Source organism: Streptococcus sp. KHUD_017, assembly GCF_054861245.1.
On the sequence record NZ_CM142175.1, the window covers coordinates 1,162,856 to 1,183,177 of the forward strand.

Sequence of the window (20,322 nt, forward strand, 5' to 3'; positions counted from 1 at the left end):
GGCTTGCAGCACCGCCAATTCTCTGAACTAAGATGGAGAGAAAATCAATTCTCAACTTTCTTATTATATCGTTTTTTGGGTTCTGCGTCAACTAGGAAAGCAAGCACTTGCAATCACATTATATGTATCATCAGCAAATCGATTTATTGATAAACTATATTATTGACGAAGTAAATCAAGCATTTCATTATTGAGTGTTTGATAACAAGAGAAATAGCTATCATCAATCTCAAATGTATCTTGTAAAATAAAGCGCAAGGTATCTATTGTCTGTTGCAATTTTCTAGAATTGACTAGTTTACTATCAATCTCTGACAAGCCATGTGCCACCTTATTTCTCTCACCATTTAAGCTATTTATTAACTTTATGGACTTAAGTAATTCAGGAGAAACTTGATAATAAGATAGAATATTTTCATATGACAAGAGATTTAAGGTTGACTGAGGGGAATAGATTCTTTCCTTCTCATCTTTTATACCTTTGGCTTTCTTAAATTCTATGTCAATGAAATCTAAAATAGCTTCAAAATCCTTGTATTCTTCATTTAACTTTGGAAAAGTTGCATCATATTTGATCAAATCTGGATAATCTTTCTTTATCTTTTCCTCGATGATATATTCAACATAAGACTTTGATTTGATTAAGACATCAGCAACCTGCCCTCTCTCTTTCAAAACTTCAATCATTAAAAAGTAATTAAGAGCTTTTTTCTCAACTTCTGTGAGTGAATATCCCTGAATATCTTTTAAAATCGCTTGGGTTTTAAATACTTTTACAAAATCATTTAATATGTCTCTTAAACGAGCTAATTTCTTTTTAGAAAGTAATTTATTGTATTCTTTTCTAGTAACTAATTCTTCCGCAGCAAGATAATCATAAGAAGAGATTAAATTTCTTAAGTGTCGCTTGATAAGAGACTGGTTAAATTTTTCAGCTTCATCTTTGATTGTACGATCTTCGTAATCCTTTTGGTTATCCTCGTTCTCGTCAAAAAGCTTCTGTTCATCTTCACTTGACAGTGGCACATACTTTCTGTTTGCAGATTTGTTAGGAGTTGCAACCTGTATGGCTTGCGTATTATAATCATTAATTCGATTTAAGGCAAATAAAGCAGAAATAATCTGAGGTGTCCCTGAGGAGAGATTCAAGATTAATTGATGATCTGCTCCAGAATATTTTTCGATAATCTGTCCCATCACTTCATACATTTTATCAAATAGATAGACTTCATCATTTTTCAATATGATTGATTCAATAACCACCTTAGGATGATAACCCTCTATTGAACATAATGCTTTCTCAACAAGAGCTTTTTTTACTAACATTTCTTCACTATAAACCAAAACAATTTGTTCAGGTCTGTATGTTCGAGCAATATGTAATAAAGCTGCATCTCGATTATTGCTTATCGGATCTGTCGTTCCAACTGCTGAAATCAAAATTTCCAAGATATTCTACCTCTCATTATTTCAGTAATTCTAATAATTCCTTATTTAAGTCCTTGTAAAAATCAAAATCTTTCTCAGTGAATTGATACTGTTCCTTGACTAGTCCCTTTAAGGTTTTTAGAACAGGACCTAACTGTTTTAAGTCTTCAGCTTTTATAGAATCTAATCGATGGGCTACTGTATTTCGTGTTTTGTTTATTCTCAAAATCGGTTTGATTTTGTCATACAATGTCCGATCTTTTATTTGAAGAATCTTATTATAATCCTGAATCCCGAGGTAATATTTCTCTGATTCATTCACGTAATTATCCAGAAATTCTGGATAACGATTTCCGATATAGTCTTCTAAGATAAACTCTGTAAGGTTTTTAATTCTAATCAGACCTTCACTATAATTCCCACGTTCTTTTTGCAAATCAATAGTCAAATAAGCATTTAGTACTTTTTTCTGTTCTTCACTCCATTTTTTCTTTTGGAGGAGTTGAGGTATATCTTGCCTATCTAATGAATCCACAATATCTTGTAACTTTTTGCGACAATCTTTCAATCCAGGGAAGTCAGGCAACTGATTTGCTATCTCTAAACTAGCTTTATAATCATATTTCTTAATAAAATCACGTAAAGTTTTTTTTATTAAGCCTTGTTTAAACTTATCTGAAGTATCTTCAATAGTTCGATCGACATAGTCCTGCTTATTATCCATATTTGTATCGATTAGTACATCAATATCTTCCGAATCATCATGCCTAACGCCAGCGTTCGATTTTTTTTCAGGACTTGGAACTTGTACTGCCTTGACATTGATTTCACTTAGTCTGTTAAGAACAAATAAAGCTGATTTTATTTGAGGAGTTCCACTTGAAAGATTAAGAATAAATTCGTCGTCTTTTGTATAATACTCTCGTATAATATCATCAAATTGATCAAACATAGTATCAAAAATATGTACTTCATTGTTTAAAATGATTGGTTCATGGTATACAATCTCTGGGAGGTATTCAGAATCAATAGAACGAATTACTTTCTCAATATCATCTTTCTTACGAATCAGTTCCTCAGAAAAAACAATAATAATCTTATCTGGACGGTATTTTCTCGCAATATGTACTAAAGCTCCATCGTGAAAATTACGGATTGGATCCGTATTCCCCACTGCTGAAATCAAAACCTTCATTTAGTAATCTCCTTAATTATGAAATTAGCTTTGCCCATTTCATAGAAAGACTCATCATTCATTATCAGTTTTCGAGTTGCTTGTGTTGTTTTAACACTTTTCATTGGTGCTTTTGTTAATTTCAACACTCCCTTACCAACCATCTTAGTCGTTCGGCTCTTCTGATAAAGTTCTTGTATAATTCCATCTGCTTGTTTAAATATTGTTTTTGTCCAAACTCCACTACCAGCACCCAAGTATATAGGATAGTCTATATTATCTTGAATCTTATCGTCCGGAAAATCTTTTAGGAAAAAGGTTTTATATTCTTTGTATAAAGCTTGCGCTCTCTGTCCTAATTCTTCAATTAAGATTCCAGCTTCCTTAGTAGTTGTAGTAATGGTGAAATTGATTTTAGTTAAGGGTGCGATGGCTTCTCTATATAAAGGAAGAGGCTTGGCAGTTAAAGACTCGGCTGAATAATCCCATTTTTGAACTAGAATAATCTGCTCATTGTTAAATGGCTTACTATCAATAACACGAATGGCATTAAATAAGTTATTGAATTCTTTACCCTTCTTAGGCTCCCAAGGAATCATATTTTTATTTTCCTTAGGATGCTTACCCTTAGTATCAACCACATTTTTATTGTTCCAGTCAGGATTGGTATTCATTAAAATGGTCCGAATAGCCCCCTTTAGTGAACTTCCAGGAATATAGGGATTACCAAAAGCATCTCTCATAAATTTTGTCACTTCATTTATCGTTCCTAATTTGGAATCGCGATTATTCTTTTCAATTTCCAAACCTGTCTCTTTAATCCTATACCCACCAAAATCACGGTCAGAAATACGGTTATCTTCTAAAAAGGAAATCAACCTATTATTACTATCACTTGCCATTCTCTCTTGTAAAAAGCGCTCAAACTTCTGATCGTATCCTTTCTCCACCATGCGATTATAAAACTTACCCATATCAGGGAAATAAAAGTAGCTATTTTCATAGATAAATTCACGAGAAGTGTACTTATCACCACTGCCAATATGGATAGGAGCCATAGAAAGAAGGCTGAATTGAAAGGTTCTATATTCTGTTTTCATCTTTCTCCCTCCATCTTAAAAAATAGTGGTTTAGCATAATTTAATACTTCATGTGGGAAATCAAGAGGTCTTACATCCACAATCTGTCCTGTAAAGGTTTCAGAGAAAGTAGAGCCAGAAGTAAACTTATATAAATCCTGCTTACGGTAATTTTCATTGGTTTCTGTACTAAAAGCAAAACCACTTGATTTACTTAGTAAATAGGAACCAGTTTCCATAGCATATTCAAGTTCCTTTTCGACTGGTAGAGAAGTCGTCAAGGTCATAACAGGTCCTTGATGGACCTTGGTAAGACGATTTTTGAAACCATCTGGTAAATCTAATATAGTCAAATCAAATTGTCCATAGCCACTGGAACGTTTGCCACCAATTCCTGTATACTGCAAGCTTGCCATGAGTTCATTCAAGAGCTCAGACTCGTTTGCAATCACATAAAGTGAAGAGTCATCTCTAAATCTAACAGTAGACACTTGAAAAAGATTCCCGTCCACATGAGGTTGGTTTTTAGTGACGATATTTGTTACTGCATGTTCTGCATCTTTAAAAAGTTTCCCATTTACATAAGATTCAAATCTCTCTAAGGGGATAAACTGAAGTTTCTTCGCCATTTTCGCTTGACGTCTTACTTCTTTAACATCCGTTGTTAAGTCTGGCTGATCAAACTTTGGAAATCCTATTGGCTTAGGTAAAAATGGTTCTGATTTATAAGGAAAGGCATCAGTCAAAACAAATTCATCTTGACCCGCTATTGACACGAATTCCTCCATTTTCCCCATTTTTTTTGCTTCTAAGACCAGAGCTGAAAACAATCGTTCAGCTGCAAAAGTCATTTTAGAACTATCCAATTTACCTGCCCCAAAGTGAGCAGTATGGAAGTTCATAATATACATCTTATAGGTCATACTAGACCTCCGTAGTTAAAAGTTCATTCAATCTACTAACATCATAGTTTCCGAAAACTGTATTTGCTTTAAGATTCTCAAAAGCAACCTTACCATATCCACGAGAGCCTGAACCACCTAAATAATCAAGTTCCAACAGTTTTAATCCATCAAGAATCACTTTGAAGTCTTCTTCTACTTGAGATTGACTCCTGTCTGTCACCTCATAGATCAACTCAAATCCAAAGACACTATCTCGGATGGCACGTTCAATTTGTCTAGGTTTAGCTACAGCAGAGATACGATCAATGGTATTTTCAAATTTTACTTCAGTATAAATCTTTGCTCCTAAGCTATCAAGTTCATCTTTATTAGATAAAAAAGCATCTCTAAAAATTAAGCGACCTATTTTATCGCGCTTAGATGAGCTATTTCCAAATAGTCGACTTAGAATTTCCCCATCTTCTCCTGGTGCTTTTGCTGGTCTAGAATTATATACTTTTGCCAGAAGGGTACGCATTTTCCCTTTGATACTAGATCCTGGAATAATGGGTAAGTTTGTAATTGGATCTTTAATTACAGGTGAGTCCATAGCCCCAATTGCTGCAAAGGCATTGTTTGTCCCAATATGAAGTCCTGTCTCTAGACGAATTTGTGCTGTTACTTGAATTTTTGCAAATGTCATGAATCTTCTCCTCCGTAAAATCTAAAATAGGCCACTAAAGCTTCCATATAACGGCAAAAGCGTTGGAGACTTTCCTTATTGTTTATTTCTTTTAAAGCGGCTAATATTTCAGCTTTTCTTACTAAGTCTTTAACAGAAGGTTCTCTTCCTGCTTGATAAACAAACTGCACTCTCAAATAAGCGATTTTATCAGCCAATTCCTTATACTCTCTAACCTTACTTTCATCAAAAAGATTACTAGTTAAATTTAATAGATTTCGAATTTTAGTAGTTGTTAAAAAAAATCTATTTTTATTATTTCTATCTTTAGTTTGATTTAAAGATTTAATAGCCTTCTCTGCCTTATCTACGTAATTATCATCTTTTAAAATTGCCATCTATGAATCCTTTCTAATCTCATAAATATATAGAAGTAAAGCTATCTCTGCTTCCTTACGTTCATTATCGCTACCTGTATACCAAGAAAAGAATAAATCTTTAAACTCTTTAAACTCTTCTTTTTTATCCTTAGAAGTTTGATCTTCTAAGCGAGTTAAATAATAGGCTAATCGAGCAATATTCATACGATCGTAGTTGCGAAGGAGCTCAATAAGTCTATATACAAAGCTCTTTCCGCGCTCATCTTGAATATTAAAGTAGTAACGAATGCTCTTCAGTTTCCCATTATAGACATTGTCAATAAATTGGTCGAACTTCAAGGTATAATTTCTTTCAGAATCGACATTGCCAAAAGATTGGTCCAACTTCAAGGTATTACCTCCTTTAAAAAGGGAAATACTATCCTTGTCGTTATCTTTGGCTGCTGCTTCTAGATTACCAGTCTCTTCAGCCATGAGGCTAACTGGGGTTTTATCTGGAAAGAGGCCAATCCCTGCTGATAGGGTTAATTTACCATTTGTCCACTTGATAAAGTTTTGTCTGAGACAAATAGTAAACTCAATAATATCCTGCCAGGAACCGATAGCAAATACATCATCTCCACCAGCATAAATGATCGATAGTTTTTTCTCTTTGGCAAACTGGTTGATATAGACCTTAAAGAAGAGACTCATACTTCTAGAGAAGGTCGCTGAACGTGCCAGAGTATTATACTTGCCACCATCTTGATAAGAGAACCCAGCCATAAAGGCTGCTCCTAGGTCATCCACATCTAGTCGAACGACTGCCAGACGCTTGATTCCTTGTCCAGTTTTACTATCCTGAGATAGTTTGGCATACTGGTCAATCTCAGCATATTTGTAATCTCCGACAAAGACATGGGTTGCTTTTAGAATATCTGTACTATAGCTATTCTTTACATAAACACGGTCCCACTCTTCATTAGCGAGATCGGCTTTGGAAATACCACTAATATAGGCTCCTGGACCTATCGGCAGGCCTTTTTCTTTTGTCACAATATAGTAGTTTTCTTGTATCTCCTTAGCAAAGCGATACATCCCAGCACAGATATGGCAGACCTCTTGATCTTTATACTTGGTAAGCTTTTCAACTGAGTGGCAAATAGCACATTCTTTCTGAGAACTTTTTCCTCCTTGGTTGAGTTCAAGGAGAGTTTTGGCATCATAACGAGAAATTTTCTTTTGGGAAATCATCCGACTAGTTGTTTGATAGACTTTTCGATAGTCGGCCAGTGTCGTTGTCATATCATTGGCAGAAAACGGACTCCAACCAAATGCTACGTATAAGCCTGTCTGGAAATGCTTGACCAAAAACTGATTGAATTCTGCTTCAAAGTTAGCCAAGCTCTCTCTAGTTTTTTCGGTGTTTGGAAGGATAAAGTAGGCATGCCCGCCACCAACGTAGAGGAGATTAGCCCTCGTAAGCTCTAACTTCTCCAGTAAGCTGTCAGCGATATGTTCTCCCATAAAATCTAGATACAAGGAACGTGCTTTTAGTTGCTTGGCTGCACCAGCTGTTGCGATATTGTAGATAAAATCCTGAATCCCTGACAAGTCAAAACTTGCTAATAAAAAGACCTTCTCGCTATAAAAAGCTTCTAAATCTTGCCCCAGTACCTTCTCATAGTCACAGCAATTCTTGTCTGCTAAATAGTCTTCTATGGCTAGGGCAAAGCCAGCTGTCAGACGACTGTAGGTTGCTAGAGAAATATCCGATAATTCCTTGGTCCTTGTAGAAACAGGCACATAGGAAAGAGTAGACTCAAGGAGATTCAAAAGGGTATCTATCTCAGATTGGCTAAAGTCCAATCGCTCAAACTCTTTTTCTAAGGTTTCTACTATCAAGTCATAATCTGACTGGTCAGACGGCTCACTCGATTCCTTAGCATAGTTTGGTTCCCCGTCAAGCTCTAATGGTCGTGCATCGAGATAACGTTGACTAGGGCTATCTGAAAATACATTGAAGATATCCGATTGTTTGCTTAGGAAATCTTCTTTACCTCCATGAGCATCTGCTGCTCCTTTTAGGCCTGAAGCAATCTTTGCGGCAGCTGACGTGATATAGACCAAACTATCAGGAGCCAAGTCCGTCGGCAAATCACTAGAAGTCGCATTGGCTATCTGCTGGGCTATTTTTTCATTATCCGAAAAGCGTCTAAACCATTCGGACCCAATGGTACCTAGGTCTTTCTCATCATACCTGGAACCTTGAATCACCTTGCCGATAGCGTGCAAAAGCGATCCATAAACTAAATCAATTTTTTCTTTCTTCAAGTTCTAAACCTCCCATCCCTAAGCTAGTTTTCATACCGAGACCTGAGTACTCCCCAAATTTTAGAAGCATATTGGCATATGCTTTCAAGGTATTTGGACCTGTAATCTTAAAGGTCAATTTCCCCCTGAAACCAGGGATTTTTTTGCCATGGACCTTAAAATAGCTGGACTCCAATCGATAGCTGGTAACCCTACTATGCTTGACCAAGTAGTCCAAGGTTTCCTCTTCGATGTCCTGACGATTCTCGACCAGACGTGCATACTTCATCATCAAACTCTGAAAGATGAGACGCATGGTCGGAAAGAGCACGTACTCTCCCTGGGAGCGAAATCCTGTCGGAGTTTGAAAATGAATGGTGTAGAGTGACCGATCTTGGTTTTCATTAAAAAACTCAAAGAGTTGCTCCGAACTGAGATCTTGCATGGACACAGACTCTACCATGAGAGTCGGTAAATCATGAAGTTCTACTTTCTTGAGCTCCAAGAGAACAGGCAAAATCTGTTTGACGGCCTCATCCGTCAGGAGATGAAGGGACCATAGGGTCTTTTCCTTTTGATGGATGATTTTTAGTGAGTAGGGGTTTGTCTCCTGTTCATGTAACCAAGTCACATAGTCTGGTTCTAGCTTTTCCATGAGAAAACCTTGGAATTTTGTCGATAGGTCACTCGGTGATTGGTCAATCCGCTTAAATGATAGTTCGATGCGTTTCATATGCCTCCTTTATTGACACAATTGCGCTTTTGCTTTCTCATGAGCGCTTTTTTCTTTCACTTTTGGAATCCTTTTCCCTTATGAGACTGTCCCCTCTCGAGGTAGATAGGTATCTATACGCTAGGGCCCTGCACAATCCGTATCACTAGCTGTTTCCGTCCCCTCTCGAGGTAGATAGGTATCTATACAGGATATAAAATGGCTTTTGCAAACTTTACTGGGTGTTTCCGTCCCTCTCGAGGTAGATAGGTATCTATACACTCTGCACTCAAGCAGGCGAACAAAGGCTTGAAAGAAGTAGTTTCCGTCCCCTCTAGAGGTAGATAGGTATCTATACTATGAAAACTACAATAAAGCTCGGTCTAACTGACCGTTTCCGGCCCCTCTCGAGGTAGATAGGTATCTATACAAATAGAAAGATAAAAGAAAGCCCAAAAGGGTTCGGAGGAGTTTCCGTCCCCTCTCGAGGTAGATAGGTATCTATACGAAAAATGAAATCAATTTTAGTAAGAAAAATTCGTAGGTTTCCGTCCCCTCTCGAGGTAGATAGGGAGCTATACCAAACGCAAGACGTAATCTTTCCAACAGAACAATTGTTTCCGGCCCCTGACGAGGTAGATAGGAAGCTATACACAAAATCAACGTTATCGGTCGTCCAGAAATCACAGTGTTTCCGTCCCCTCTCGAGGTAGATAGGTATCTATACAATGAATATCATTTGCAATGTGATAATTACGGATATGTTAAGTTTCCGTCCCCTCTCGAGGTAGATAGGTATCTATACGGTGACCGAAGCTAATCCGTATAATGACGGTGACTGTTTCCGTCCCCTCTCGAGGTAGATAGGTATCTATACTTTTAGCTACAAAAGGAGGAAACACATGGGAGTTGATACAAAGTTTCCGTCCCCTCTCGAGGTAGATAGGTATCTATACGGTAATAGAAAGAAGGAATTTGTTTAATGACAAAAAAAGTTTCCGTCCCCTCTCGAGGTAGATAGGTATCTATACCCCATATCTTGTATGTAAACCTATAACAAGCACTAGATATAACCTATTGGAAACTACTACTAGTATATCATACTTTGTAAGAGTTTTCATTTCTGAATACCAAATAAATCACATATTTTTTTCCTCCTAAATGTATAAAGGATACTATTTTATCATTAAAATTCCTTTTGTCAAGCCCAAATATAAATTTTTTTAAACAAAAAACGAACCAGCTTAACTGATTCGTTTTCTTTATATCTACTCCTACTTCCGATACATCTTAAACTGTAGGAAGAGGTCACTATAGATTCCTGTCCATTTATGGTCAAATTTTTCATAAACTTCGAGGTGTTTCATAGTGTCTGCATCTGGATAGAAGGACTTGTCCTCTTTTGTCTCCTCTGGGAGCATTTCCTTAGCAGCATTGTTTGGTGTTGAATAGCCCACATACTCTGCATTCTTAAGAGCATTTTCAGGCTTCAACATGAAGTTGATAAAGGCATAAGCTGCATCTTGGTTCTTGACAGTTTTAGGAATAACCATGTTATCAAACCAGAGGTTACTTGCTTCTGTCGGCACGACATATTTGAGGTTAGGATTCTTTTCCAACATCTGGCTAGCTTCCCCTGAGAAGGTCACACCGATAGCAGCATTGTTCTGAATCATGTAACCCTTCATCTCATCCGCCACAATTGCCTTAATATTAGGAGTTAGCTCATACAGTTTATCAACCGTTTGTGATAGTTGTTGAGGATCTTTTGAGTTGAGGCTATAGCCTAATGAGTTAAGACCTAAACCAAGCACTTCACGCGCCCCATCAAAGAGCATGATCGAATCCTTGTATTCTGGTTTCCAGAGGTCGTCCCAATGTTCAGGCGCTTCTTCCACCATGGTTTCATTGTAGACAATTCCCAGAGTTCCCCAGAAGTATGGTATAGAATATTCATTGTTTGTGTCAAAGGACTGGTTGAGAAATTCTGGACCAATATTCTCAATTCCCTCAATTTTACTATAATCTAGTGGAACCAAGAGGTCTTCATCCTTCATTTTGTTAATCATGTACTCACTTGGGATAGCAATATCATAGGTTGTCCCACCCTGCTTGATTTTCGTGTACATGGCTTCGTTGGAATCAAAGGTCTCGTACTGAACTTGGATTCCTGTTTCTTCTGTAAATTTCTCTAGAAGTTCAGGGTCGATATAATCTCCCCAGTTGTAGATAACCAATTTTTGGCTGTCACGACTATTGATTTTGCTATCAAGATGATAGGAAATTCCCCATAAGACAAGGATAATGGCTAAAATTCCTGCTAAAAATGAATAGAGTCGTTTCATGCTTGCTCCTCCTTCTCACGTGAAATGAAGTAATATCCAACTACTAGAATAATACTAAAGAGAAAGACCAAGGCTGAAAGAGCATTGATTTCAAGCGAAATTCCCTTACGAGCTCGAGAGTAGATCTCGACTGACAAGGTTGAAAATCCATTACCCGTTACAAAGAAGGTTACGGCAAAGTCATCTAGGGAATAGGTGAAAGCCATGAAGTAACCTGCAATGATAGAAGGCGTTAGGTAAGGAAGCATGATTTCCTTGAACATTTGGAACTGGCTAGCTCCAAGGTCATAGGCCGCATGAATCATATCTCCATTCATCTCTTTCAATCGTGGCAAGACCATAAGCACTACGATAGGAATCGAGAAGGCCACGTGACTGGACAAGACTGTCAGAAAACCAAGCGAAAACTTGAGTTGGGTAAAGAGAATCAAGAAGCTAGCACCAATCATAACGTCGGGTGCAACCATCAAAATGTTATTAAGAGATAGAAAGGCTTCTTGGTACTTTTTACGTGATTGATAGATGTAGATAGCACCAAAGGTACCAATCACTGTCGCAATCAAAGCTGATAGAAAAGCTAGTAAAAAGGTTTGAACCAAGATGAGCATGAGCCTTCCATCACCAAACATGGTTTCAAAGTGAGACAAACTAAAGCCTGTAAAGCTGTTCATATCATCCCCGGCATTGAAGGCATATCCGATCAGGTAAAAGATTGGCAAATAAAGGACGATAAAGACAAAGGCTAGATAGAGATTTGCAAACTTTTTCATCGTTCTCTCCTTTCCTTAGTCACCCACATAGTGATAAACATGGTTAGGATAAGAACAACACCGATAGTTGAACCCATACCATAGTTGTCATTGGTCAAGAAGTTCTGCTCGATGGCAGTCCCCAAAGTAATCACTCGGTTCCCCCCAATCAAACGCGTCAACATGAAGAGACTCAAACTTGGGATAAAGACAGATTGGACTCCGCTTCGCACCCCGTTCATAGACAGAGGGAAGATGACATGACGGAAGGTTTCCCACTTGGTCGCACCGAGGTCATAGCTGGCATTGATGAGATTATTATCCATATCATCCAAAACATTGAAGATGGGCAAAATCATAAATGGAAGCTCGATGTAGCTTGCTACAAAGATAAATGAGAAATCTGTAAATAGCAACTGCTGAGAACCAATTCCGATGAATTCTAGAAATTGATTAATAGAGCCATTTTGACCAAAAATCCCGATAAAGGCATAAGCCTTAAGGAGTAGGTTGATCCAAGTTGGCAAAATGATTAGCATGAGCCAGAGTTGACGGTGTTTGAGACGAGTCAAAAAGAGGGCTGTTGGATAGCTGATGAGAAGCGTCACTAAAGTCACAATCCCTGCATAGAGCACTGAGTTAAAACTCATTTTAAGATAGGTTAAGTTTTGTGACGCAAAATAGGATTTATAGTTTTCTAAACTAAACTGACCTTCGATGTTGAAAAAGGATTGTCCAAAAATCAAGACCAAGGGTGCCAATACAAAGAGTGCAATCCAAAGCATGTAGGGCACTACAAAGAGTTTAGAGGTTGTTTTCTTCATCTCTTTCCTCCTCAATAGCGTTAATTAAACCTGCTTCATGCTCTTCGATTTCTACGTACTCTTCGATACGAGCATCGAACTCTTCTTCTGTTTCATTGAGACGCATGATGTGGATGTCTTCTGGTTCAAAGTCCAGACCGATTTCCTCACCAACGATGGCCTTACGAGTTGAGTGAATCATCCATTCATTCCCAAGTTCATCATAGGCGATAATCTCATAGTGAACCCCACGGAAGAGCTGAGTATCGACCTTAACTTGAAGCTTTCCTTCTTCTGGCAGAGTAATACGCAAGTCCTCTGGACGAATAACGACCTCGACCGGTTCATTTGGCTTCATCCCACCGTCGACCGCTTCAAATCGTTTGCCATTGAACTCGACCAAGTAGTCCTCAATCATGGTTCCTGGCAAGATATTTGATTCACCGATAAAGGTGGCTACAAAGTGATTGATAGGCTCGTCGTAGATGTCAACTGGTGTCCCAGACTGAACAATCTCACCGTCATTCATAACAAAAATCCAGTCGCTCATGGCCAAGGCTTCTTCCTGATCGTGAGTAACAAAGACAAAAGTGATGCCCAAGCGTTGTTGCAGTTCACGTAGTTCGTACTGCATGTCTGTCCGCAGTTTCAAGTCAAGTGCTGACAAGGGCTCATCCAAGAGTACCACTCGAGGCTGGTTGATAATCGCACGCGCAATAGCTACACGCTGACGTTGGCCTCCAGATAACCTACGGATAGAACGTTTTTCATAGCCTTCAAGCTGTACCATCTTGAGAACTTCTAAGACACGTTTTTCGATTTCTTTTTTATCGACCTTGCGCAATCGCAATGGAAAGGCAACATTTTCAAAGACATTCATGTGCGGGAACAAGGCGTAAGATTGGAAGACCGTGTGAACATCGCGCTTATTGGTCGGGATGTCATTGATACGAACACCGTCTAGCAAAATATCACCCGTCGTTGCATCCAGCAAACCTGCAATGATATTTAGGATGGTTGATTTTCCTGAACCAGAAGCTCCTAGCAGTGTATAAAATTTTCCTTCTTCCAACTCAAAGTTAATATCCTTGAGAACCTTAGTGTCACTATCTTCAAAAACTTTAGAAACGTTTCTGAATTCGATAATTGGTTTTTTCAATTCCTCTAAATTCCTTTTTCTTCGTAAATTAACAGATTGGGACCTTGTTAAATGCTAGCAATAACTGTAAGGAATTGACCCAAACCATATCTAGCGATAGAATCCCAATCTTTGTATAATGTTTAATAATAATGTTATTCGTGTTCACCCAAGATACGAACTTCTCGCTCTAAGGTAACACCTGAATGTTCTTTAACTTTTTCAATGACAGACTCAATTAAGTCTTCATAATCTCTTGCAGTCCCATCGGCTACATTAATCATAAAGCCTGCATGTTTTTCTGAGACTTCGACACCACCGATACGGTAGCCCTTCAAACCAGCTTCTGAAATCAATTGTCCTGCAAAATGCCCAACTGGACGTTTAAAGACAGAACCACATGATGGATATTCCAAGGGTTGTTTGAGTTCACGAAGGTGGGTCAAGCGGCCCATTTCTTGATTAATAATCTCATAATTCCCTGGAGATAGTGCAAATTTAGCTGATAAGACTACTGCTCCAGAATCTTGAATAGCTGAATGACGGTAACCAAAGGCCAAGTCCTTGGCTGATAAAGTCTCGATTTCCCCATCCTTGGTCAATACTTTGCAAGACTGCAAAATATGAGCAATCTCACCTCCATAAGCACCAGCATTCATAAAGACAGCTCCACCGACGCTTCCTGGAATGCCACAGGCAAACTCAAATCCTGTCAAACTATGGCGTAGAGCGATTCGAGTAGTCTCAATCAGGTTAGCTCCCGCTTCTGCTTCAATGGTGTAACCATCGACTGAAACATTGTTGAGCTTGTCACACATAATGACAAAGCCACGAATTCCGCCTTCTCGGACGATAATATTACTGGCATTTCCAAGAACCATCCATGGGATATTTTCTTGATTAGCAAACTTAACCACACGGGCCATCTCATAATGATTGCGAGGAAAAGCTAAGTAATCTGCCTTCCCTCCGACTTTGGTATAGGTATAAGTTTTCAATGGCTCATCGAATCGAATATCAATTCCTTCTAAGGTTTCTTTTAATTTATCTAATACAGTCATCTTTCTTATCCTTTAATAAAATTCATTCCATTATACCATTTTTAGCGATTTTTTTCGACGATTTGAAAAAGCTTTTTTATTCAGACAAGTAAAAAAGAGGTCAGACCTCTTTTGCATGATTATTTTTTATACAAGATAGTTTTTGTAAAGTATACAAATAGAACAACTTCCACTGCTAACAATCCTTCAACAAGAAGCGGATTTGAAATCCAACCAACCTGAGATAGACTTGGAGCCAAATCAAATAGGGCATGTAGACCATAGGCAGCTACTAGATAAATCCAATTCTTTTGACGGACTGCTTGATAAACCCAGAAAGAGAGACCAATTTGCATAACAAGAGCAAGCACACGTTCAACACCTAGTAAATAAACTTGCCATACAGATAGGGACTGAACTGTTTCAAGTGTGGTTTTTGGAAGGAGATTTGCTACATCGGGATTTGAAGACTCTAATAACGAAAAGAGAATCAAAAGACTAATCAAGCTACCCATTCCGAGGTAGAGCAATTCTAAGCCACCATGACCAAGTCCATAGGCGAGGGCATCCGAATCTTCCAAAGCTCTCTTCTTCTCTAACCATTTAAAGAAGACAAGTCGAGCCGTTTCTTCAAACAAAGCAGCCATACAGACCCCGTAAATCACATAGAGAAGGGGATTTTCCGTCATGAGTGGAACTGTCCCATCTTTTTGTGGATGAAGGACCAAAAGGTGAACAATTTTCTCAAGTACTTGAGATGAGACAAAAAATGCAACTGCCCCAAGTCCTAAAACTGAAAGGTTAATCTTGTACTTCTTTTTTGCGAACCAAATGGCAGCTATGAGAAATACAAATAAAGCTATCATTGTGATTATTACATGAATTTTCATACTTTTCTCCTTTTATTCAGCCTGATCGATATCTTTTTTCATCTCATCAACATTGAACTTAGCAAAGAGGTACTGACGATCCTGGACAGGGAAACGTTGATCCAACTGATCGACAGCTCCAACCTCTACGATTCCTTCCTTGATGACAAAGTCCATGACGTGACCACCAAAGGTTAGGTCATCTGAAATAAAATGCAAATGATAGCCTGCGACACTGACGCCATGGAAAATTTCAGGTGTCCAGAATCCAACGATAGTCCCAGAGACATTTTCGCAACTATATTCAGGCTGATGAGTCGCAACCTCAGCAAATTTCGTTTCGCTTGTCGATTTTGGAATCATGCGAACATGCATGTGTTTAAAATCACCATGAATCTTAATCGAACGGAAAAGATTTTCTCCATCATAGTAGGACTCAATACGTTTTTCTAGTTCATTATCAGTCATTTCAAAACGCTGGCGGAAAATAACTTCTGCCTGGTGGGGTACAACTGCTGCATAGGGAATCAGCGCGTCTGGTGAAACTTCAACGATTTCAGGCTTCTCACCTGAACCCTTAGCTTGATAGGCTTTACCATCTAAGACAATTAACTCCCCATCAATAGAGTCCAAGGTTCCTAGCCCTAAATCTCCATGTTCGAGTAACTCACCAACTGTCATGGTCCCGCCGTAAAGTCCTGCCATCAAAGCTCCCAAAGTATTGTATTGGAATAATTTAACTGGTTCTTGCACCTTTATCATCTCACTCTTCTTTGAAAATTTTACTTACTAAGTATATCACATTTCTTCTTAAAATTGAACGTTGGAAAGCCTTTTAACATTGCCAAACAACTAAAAAAAGGGTACAATGTAACAAAATCAAGAGAGGTCTGGAATGAAGCAAGAAAGTAAGTACGAACAAGTTGTTCACTATCTAAAAGAAGAGATTGAATCAGGAAAACTTCAAACAGGAAGTCGTCTACCTTCTATCCGAAAACTCAGTCAAGACTTCCACTGTAGTAAAGATACTGTGCAGCGTGCACTTTTGGAACTCCGATACGAGAAATACATTTACTCCAAACCTCAAAGTGGCTATTATGTTTTAGAACAACAAGCTAGCCACGAAGACCTCGTTATCTCGGTCAATGACGAACATGCTGCTGCCTATGATGATTTTCGTCTTTGTGTCAATGAAAGCTTAATCGGTCGAGAAAATTATCTCTACAACTACTATGAACACCAAGAGGGTTTAGAAGAATTACGAAAGTCTGTTCAGAAACTACTGTTTGACCAAGCTATCTATAGTAAACCCAATCAATTAGTCATGACAACTGGAACCCAGCAAGCACTGTTTATTCTTTCTCAAATTGACTTTCCAGGTAAGGGCCAAGAAATACTGGTCGAACAACCAACCTATCACAGAATGAACCAACTTCTGCTGGCTCAAAATCTTCCCTATCAAACCATTGAACGTCGCGTGGATGGCATTGACCTGAAAGAACTTGAGAAACATTTTAAAAGTGGTAACATTAAATTTTTCTACACCATTCCTCGATTCCACTATCCGCTGGGACATTCTTATTCTGAAGAGGAGAAACGTGCTATCCTTAATCTAGCAGCCAAATATCAAATTTATATCGTTGAAGATGATTATCTGGGGGATCTAGATCCTAAAATGGGACAAACCTTTCATTATTTGGACCAAAATGATTTGGTCATCTACATCAAGTCTTTTTCAACAAGTATTTTCCCCGCACTTCGAATCACTGCTCTCATACTTCCAAATCCTATTAAAGGGCCTTTTGTGGCCTATAAAAACATTCTGGACTATGATAACAACCTCATTATGCAAAAGGCTTTATCACTCTATATTGATAGTCAGCTTTTTGAAAAAAATAGAGTAGCGAGATTGGCACTGCAAGAGAAAAGTCAAGACTTCATTCATAAGCTATTAAAATCTTATCCCCTTTCCCTACCAAACTATCCTCTCCATGATGGGCTTTTGCTTGATCTCAGGAACTATCCTAAGATTGCAAGCCTCAAACATAGCTCTTTAAATCTAGACTTTTTCGAATCGTCCTACATAGAGACTTGCCCATATCAATTTGCTAAGGTTCCTTTAGAAAATCTTGAAACAACATTAAATTACTTAAAAACAGAGAGTGGGACAGAAATCGGTAATTCGTTAGAATTCGATTTCGTCGTCCCACCTCCGCACAGTTGAGTAAGGCTGTAAAAGCTGATGAAATCAGCGTAGTAGAGCCCACTCAACCACTGCGTCTTGCTTGATAATCCAATGACAATTGAGAGGCTAGGACTTTTGTCCCAGCCTCTGTTATTTTTTATTGCTCTACTTCTGTTAGCTTAGCAGCTTTTTCAAGATATGTTTGATAAGTACCGTCATCTTTCAGTTTTTGAATAACCTTATCAACTACTTCCTTCAAATCTGAGTTTCCTTTCTTGATAGCAACTGCATTTTCTTCGCCTTCTTTCATAGTTAAGCTTACTGTTGCGACAGCCAAGTCAGCATTTTTTGTTGCATAGCTGAGGGCTACTGGCTCGTCCATATGAACAGCATCAACCTTACCTGATTGAAGTTCATTAACAGCTTCACCCATATTTGTCAATGAAGTCAACTGCGCTTTAGGAAGTTGCTCTTTGACCATAGATTCAGGGACAGTTCCTTTTTGAGCTGCTATATTTGCACTTGCTAAAGAATCCAAATCTTTGTATTTTTCAAGATCAGTTTTTCTGATTAGGAAGCTAATTTTGTTTTCATAGTAAGGAATTGAGAAATCAAAGACTTCTTTTCTTTCTTCAGTTGCACTAATTCCCGCAATGGCCAAATCTGCTTTCCCTGTTTGAAGACTGGTCAAGACATTATCAAAACTCATGCTGGAAACTTCCAATTTCACCCCAAGTTCATCAGCGATAGCTTGTGCCATATCAATATCAGCACCGACGACTTGGTTCTTGCCATCCACAAGTGCTTGAAATTCAAATGGTGCATAGTCTGGGCTAGTTGCGACCACTAATTTACCTTTTTGTTTGATTGCCTCTACTGCAGACTGTGAGCTTGAGCTAGATGATTGGCAAGCAACTAAAAAGAAACTTGCAAGAAAACTACATAAGACAAATATCCATTTTTTTAATTTCATAAATAAACAACCTCTCTGTCAATTTTGTATAATTATAACTCAGCAAACCTTGTTTGTCAAGTATAAATTTAATATTTATTTATTTTTTCATTTTCTTAAACAAAAAAAGAAGCTTTTATTCATTATTCAACTCCTTTTTCTGTATATTTAATCAATTTTACAATTCTACAATTTTACCTGTTTCAAAGTAAACAACCCATTCACAGATATTTTTTGCATAGTCACCGATGCGCTCCAAGTATGAAATCACTTGGAAGTAATCACGACCTGTGACGATAGCATCTGGATTCTTTCTGATTTCTTCAGTTGCCAAATCACGAATATTTCCAAAGTAATGGTTGATTTTTTCATCCATGGTTGCAACTTCATAGGCCTTATCAACTGAACCGTTTAGGTAAAGTTCAAGGGTTGTTTCTACGAAATCTTTAACATCACGTCCCATTTTTTTGATTTCTTCTTCGACAGCTGGGATACGTTGTTCACCCTTCATACGAATGGTTGCCTCAGCAATGGATACTGCGTGGTCACCCATACGTTCCAAGTCTGAAACTGCCTTTAGAACTGTTAGAACTGTACGTAAGTCTTGTGATACTGGCTGTTGAAGGGCAATGATTTCAAATGATTTCTTTTCAAGTTTCAATTCGTATTCATTGACTTCTGCGTCTTGCTCGATGACTTCTTTAGCCAAGTCACGGTCATGGGTGACAAAAGCACGTACAGTACGATTGATTTGGGAAAGAACTTCTTGTCCCATAGCGTAGAATTGGTTATGCAATTTCTCTAAATCTTCTTCAAATTGAGATCGTAACATCTTTTTCTCCTTATCCAAATTTACCTGAAATGTAATCTTCTGTTTCCTTATGTTTTGGATAGAGGAACATTTCCTTGGTATCGTTAAATTCAATCAAATCTCCATTGAGGAAAAAGCCTGTTTTATCAGAGATTCGAGATGCTTGCTGCATGGAACGAGTAACCAATAGCATGGTGTACTTGTCCTTGAGACTATATAGGGTTTCTTCGATTTTCCCAGCTGAAATAGGGTCTAAGGCTGAGGTCGGCTCATCCAAAAGGATAATCTTTGGACTAGTCGCCAATACACGGGCTACACAAACACGTTGTTGTTGTCCACCTGAAAGTCCAATAGCTGAATCATGCAAGCGGTCCTTGACCTCATCCCAGATTGAAGCACGCTGTAAAGCTTTCTCCACAGCTTCATCCAAGACTTGCTTGTCTTTCTCTCCATTAATTCTTAGTCCATAAACAACATTTTCGTAGATAGACATTGGGAATGGATTGGGTTGTTGGAAAACCATCCCGATTTCCTTACGTAATTCAACCGTATCAGTACGAGGGCTATAGATATTGTGCCCATTATAAACCACTGATCCAGTTGTCGTCACTTCAGGATTTAAATCTCCCATACGATTGATAGCCTTGAGCAGTGTTGATTTCCCAGATCCAGAGGGACCGATAAGGGCTGTAATTTCCTTGGGTTGGAAAGATAAGGAAACACTATTCAAAGCCTTCTTTTTGTTGTAATAAACAGACAGGTCTTTAACCTGCAAAATCGGTTCTGTCATACTGTTTCC

Annotated in this window: 19 protein-coding genes; 1 reads left to right on the forward strand and 18 read right to left on the reverse strand. The window is 38.3% G+C overall.

Going from position 1 to position 20,322, the window contains the following annotated elements; translation table 11 throughout:
- Positions 1-159: 159 nt before the first annotated feature.
- The 15 genes from csm6 (ACVAMZ_RS05775) to budA all read right to left on the reverse strand — a co-directional run bounded on the left by csm6 (ACVAMZ_RS05775) (position 160) and on the right by budA (position 16,337).
- Positions 160-1,449 (reverse strand): type III-A CRISPR-associated CARF protein Csm6, encoded by a 1,290-nt coding sequence (gene csm6, locus ACVAMZ_RS05775; protein ID WP_461684292.1) that lies wholly within the window; start codon positions 1,447-1,449, stop codon positions 160-162.
- A 16-nt stretch (positions 1,450-1,465) separates the two neighbouring features.
- On the reverse strand, positions 1,466-2,623 hold the full coding sequence (gene csm6 / locus ACVAMZ_RS05780; RefSeq protein WP_461684293.1) for a type III-A CRISPR-associated CARF protein Csm6: 1,158 nt from the start codon (positions 2,621-2,623) through the stop codon (positions 1,466-1,468).
- A complete protein-coding gene (gene csm5, locus ACVAMZ_RS05785; RefSeq protein WP_461684294.1) occupies positions 2,620-3,702 on the reverse strand; it encodes a type III-A CRISPR-associated RAMP protein Csm5 in 1,083 nt (360 codons plus the stop codon). The genes csm6 (ACVAMZ_RS05780) and csm5 overlap by 4 nt, the downstream gene beginning before the upstream one ends.
- On the reverse strand, positions 3,699-4,604 hold the full coding sequence (csm4, locus tag ACVAMZ_RS05790) for a type III-A CRISPR-associated RAMP protein Csm4 (protein ID WP_461684295.1): 906 nt from the start codon (positions 4,602-4,604) through the stop codon (positions 3,699-3,701). Before csm4 ends, csm5 begins: the two co-directional genes overlap by 4 nt.
- Position 4,605: 1 nt before the next feature.
- Positions 4,606-5,268 carry a type III-A CRISPR-associated RAMP protein Csm3 gene (csm3, locus tag ACVAMZ_RS05795; protein ID WP_461684296.1) on the reverse strand — a complete coding sequence of 221 codons (663 nt, stop codon included), beginning with the start codon at positions 5,266-5,268 and terminating at the stop codon, positions 4,606-4,608.
- On the reverse strand, positions 5,265-5,645 hold the full coding sequence (gene csm2, locus ACVAMZ_RS05800) for a type III-A CRISPR-associated protein Csm2 (protein ID WP_461684297.1): 381 nt from the start codon (positions 5,643-5,645) through the stop codon (positions 5,265-5,267). Before csm2 ends, csm3 begins: the two co-directional genes overlap by 4 nt.
- A complete protein-coding gene (gene cas10 / locus ACVAMZ_RS05805) occupies positions 5,646-7,940 on the reverse strand; it encodes a type III-A CRISPR-associated protein Cas10/Csm1 (protein WP_461684298.1) in 2,295 nt (764 codons plus the stop codon).
- Positions 7,921-8,652, reverse strand: coding sequence for a CRISPR-associated endoribonuclease Cas6 (cas6, locus tag ACVAMZ_RS05810; RefSeq protein ID WP_461684299.1), 732 nt, complete (start codon positions 8,650-8,652; stop codon positions 7,921-7,923). The genes cas10 and cas6 overlap by 20 nt, the downstream gene beginning before the upstream one ends.
- Positions 8,653-9,905: 1,253 nt before the next feature.
- Positions 9,906-10,976, reverse strand: a complete 1,071-nt coding sequence (locus tag ACVAMZ_RS05815) for an ABC transporter substrate-binding protein (RefSeq protein ID WP_461684300.1) — start codon at positions 10,974-10,976, stop codon at positions 9,906-9,908.
- Positions 10,973-11,746, reverse strand: coding sequence for an ABC transporter permease (locus ACVAMZ_RS05820; protein ID WP_458636128.1), 774 nt, complete (start codon positions 11,744-11,746; stop codon positions 10,973-10,975). Before ACVAMZ_RS05820 ends, ACVAMZ_RS05815 begins: the two co-directional genes overlap by 4 nt.
- Positions 11,743-12,549, reverse strand: a complete 807-nt coding sequence (locus ACVAMZ_RS05825; RefSeq protein WP_000754116.1) for an ABC transporter permease — start codon at positions 12,547-12,549, stop codon at positions 11,743-11,745. Before ACVAMZ_RS05825 ends, ACVAMZ_RS05820 begins: the two co-directional genes overlap by 4 nt.
- Positions 12,530-13,687, reverse strand: a complete 1,158-nt coding sequence (locus ACVAMZ_RS05830) for an ABC transporter ATP-binding protein (RefSeq protein WP_036754586.1) — start codon at positions 13,685-13,687, stop codon at positions 12,530-12,532. The genes ACVAMZ_RS05825 and ACVAMZ_RS05830 overlap by 20 nt, the downstream gene beginning before the upstream one ends.
- Positions 13,688-13,821: 134 nt before the next feature.
- The gene (murB, locus tag ACVAMZ_RS05835; protein ID WP_461684301.1) at positions 13,822-14,727 is read right to left on the reverse strand and encodes a UDP-N-acetylmuramate dehydrogenase; all 906 of its coding nucleotides are present in this window, start codon (positions 14,725-14,727) and stop codon (positions 13,822-13,824) included.
- Positions 14,728-14,846: 119 nt separating this feature from the next.
- The gene (locus ACVAMZ_RS05840; RefSeq protein WP_461684302.1) at positions 14,847-15,596 is read right to left on the reverse strand and encodes a YhfC family intramembrane metalloprotease; all 750 of its coding nucleotides are present in this window, start codon (positions 15,594-15,596) and stop codon (positions 14,847-14,849) included.
- Between the two features lie 12 nt (positions 15,597-15,608).
- Positions 15,609-16,337 (reverse strand): acetolactate decarboxylase, encoded by a 729-nt coding sequence (gene budA, locus ACVAMZ_RS05845; RefSeq protein WP_461684303.1) that lies wholly within the window; start codon positions 16,335-16,337, stop codon positions 15,609-15,611.
- A gap of 133 nt (positions 16,338-16,470) precedes the next feature.
- On the opposite strand from budA, the gene ACVAMZ_RS05850 reads away from it, so the two are divergent.
- Complete coding sequence (locus ACVAMZ_RS05850) at positions 16,471-17,799, forward strand: aminotransferase-like domain-containing protein (RefSeq protein ID WP_461684304.1); 1,329 nt, start codon at positions 16,471-16,473, stop codon at positions 17,797-17,799.
- A gap of 118 nt (positions 17,800-17,917) precedes the next feature.
- On the opposite strand, the gene ACVAMZ_RS05855 is transcribed toward ACVAMZ_RS05850, so the two are convergent.
- From ACVAMZ_RS05855 to pstB, 3 genes are all read right to left on the reverse strand, one after another.
- On the reverse strand, positions 17,918-18,733 hold the full coding sequence (locus ACVAMZ_RS05855; protein WP_254804356.1) for an ABC transporter substrate-binding protein: 816 nt from the start codon (positions 18,731-18,733) through the stop codon (positions 17,918-17,920).
- 157 nt (positions 18,734-18,890) lie between these two features.
- On the reverse strand, positions 18,891-19,544 hold the full coding sequence (phoU, locus tag ACVAMZ_RS05860) for a phosphate signaling complex protein PhoU (protein ID WP_414268321.1): 654 nt from the start codon (positions 19,542-19,544) through the stop codon (positions 18,891-18,893).
- Positions 19,545-19,554: 10 nt separating this feature from the next.
- Positions 19,555-20,313 carry a phosphate ABC transporter ATP-binding protein PstB gene (pstB, locus tag ACVAMZ_RS05865; protein ID WP_461684305.1) on the reverse strand — a complete coding sequence of 253 codons (759 nt, stop codon included), beginning with the start codon at positions 20,311-20,313 and terminating at the stop codon, positions 19,555-19,557.
- Positions 20,314-20,322: the final 9 nt, after the last annotated feature.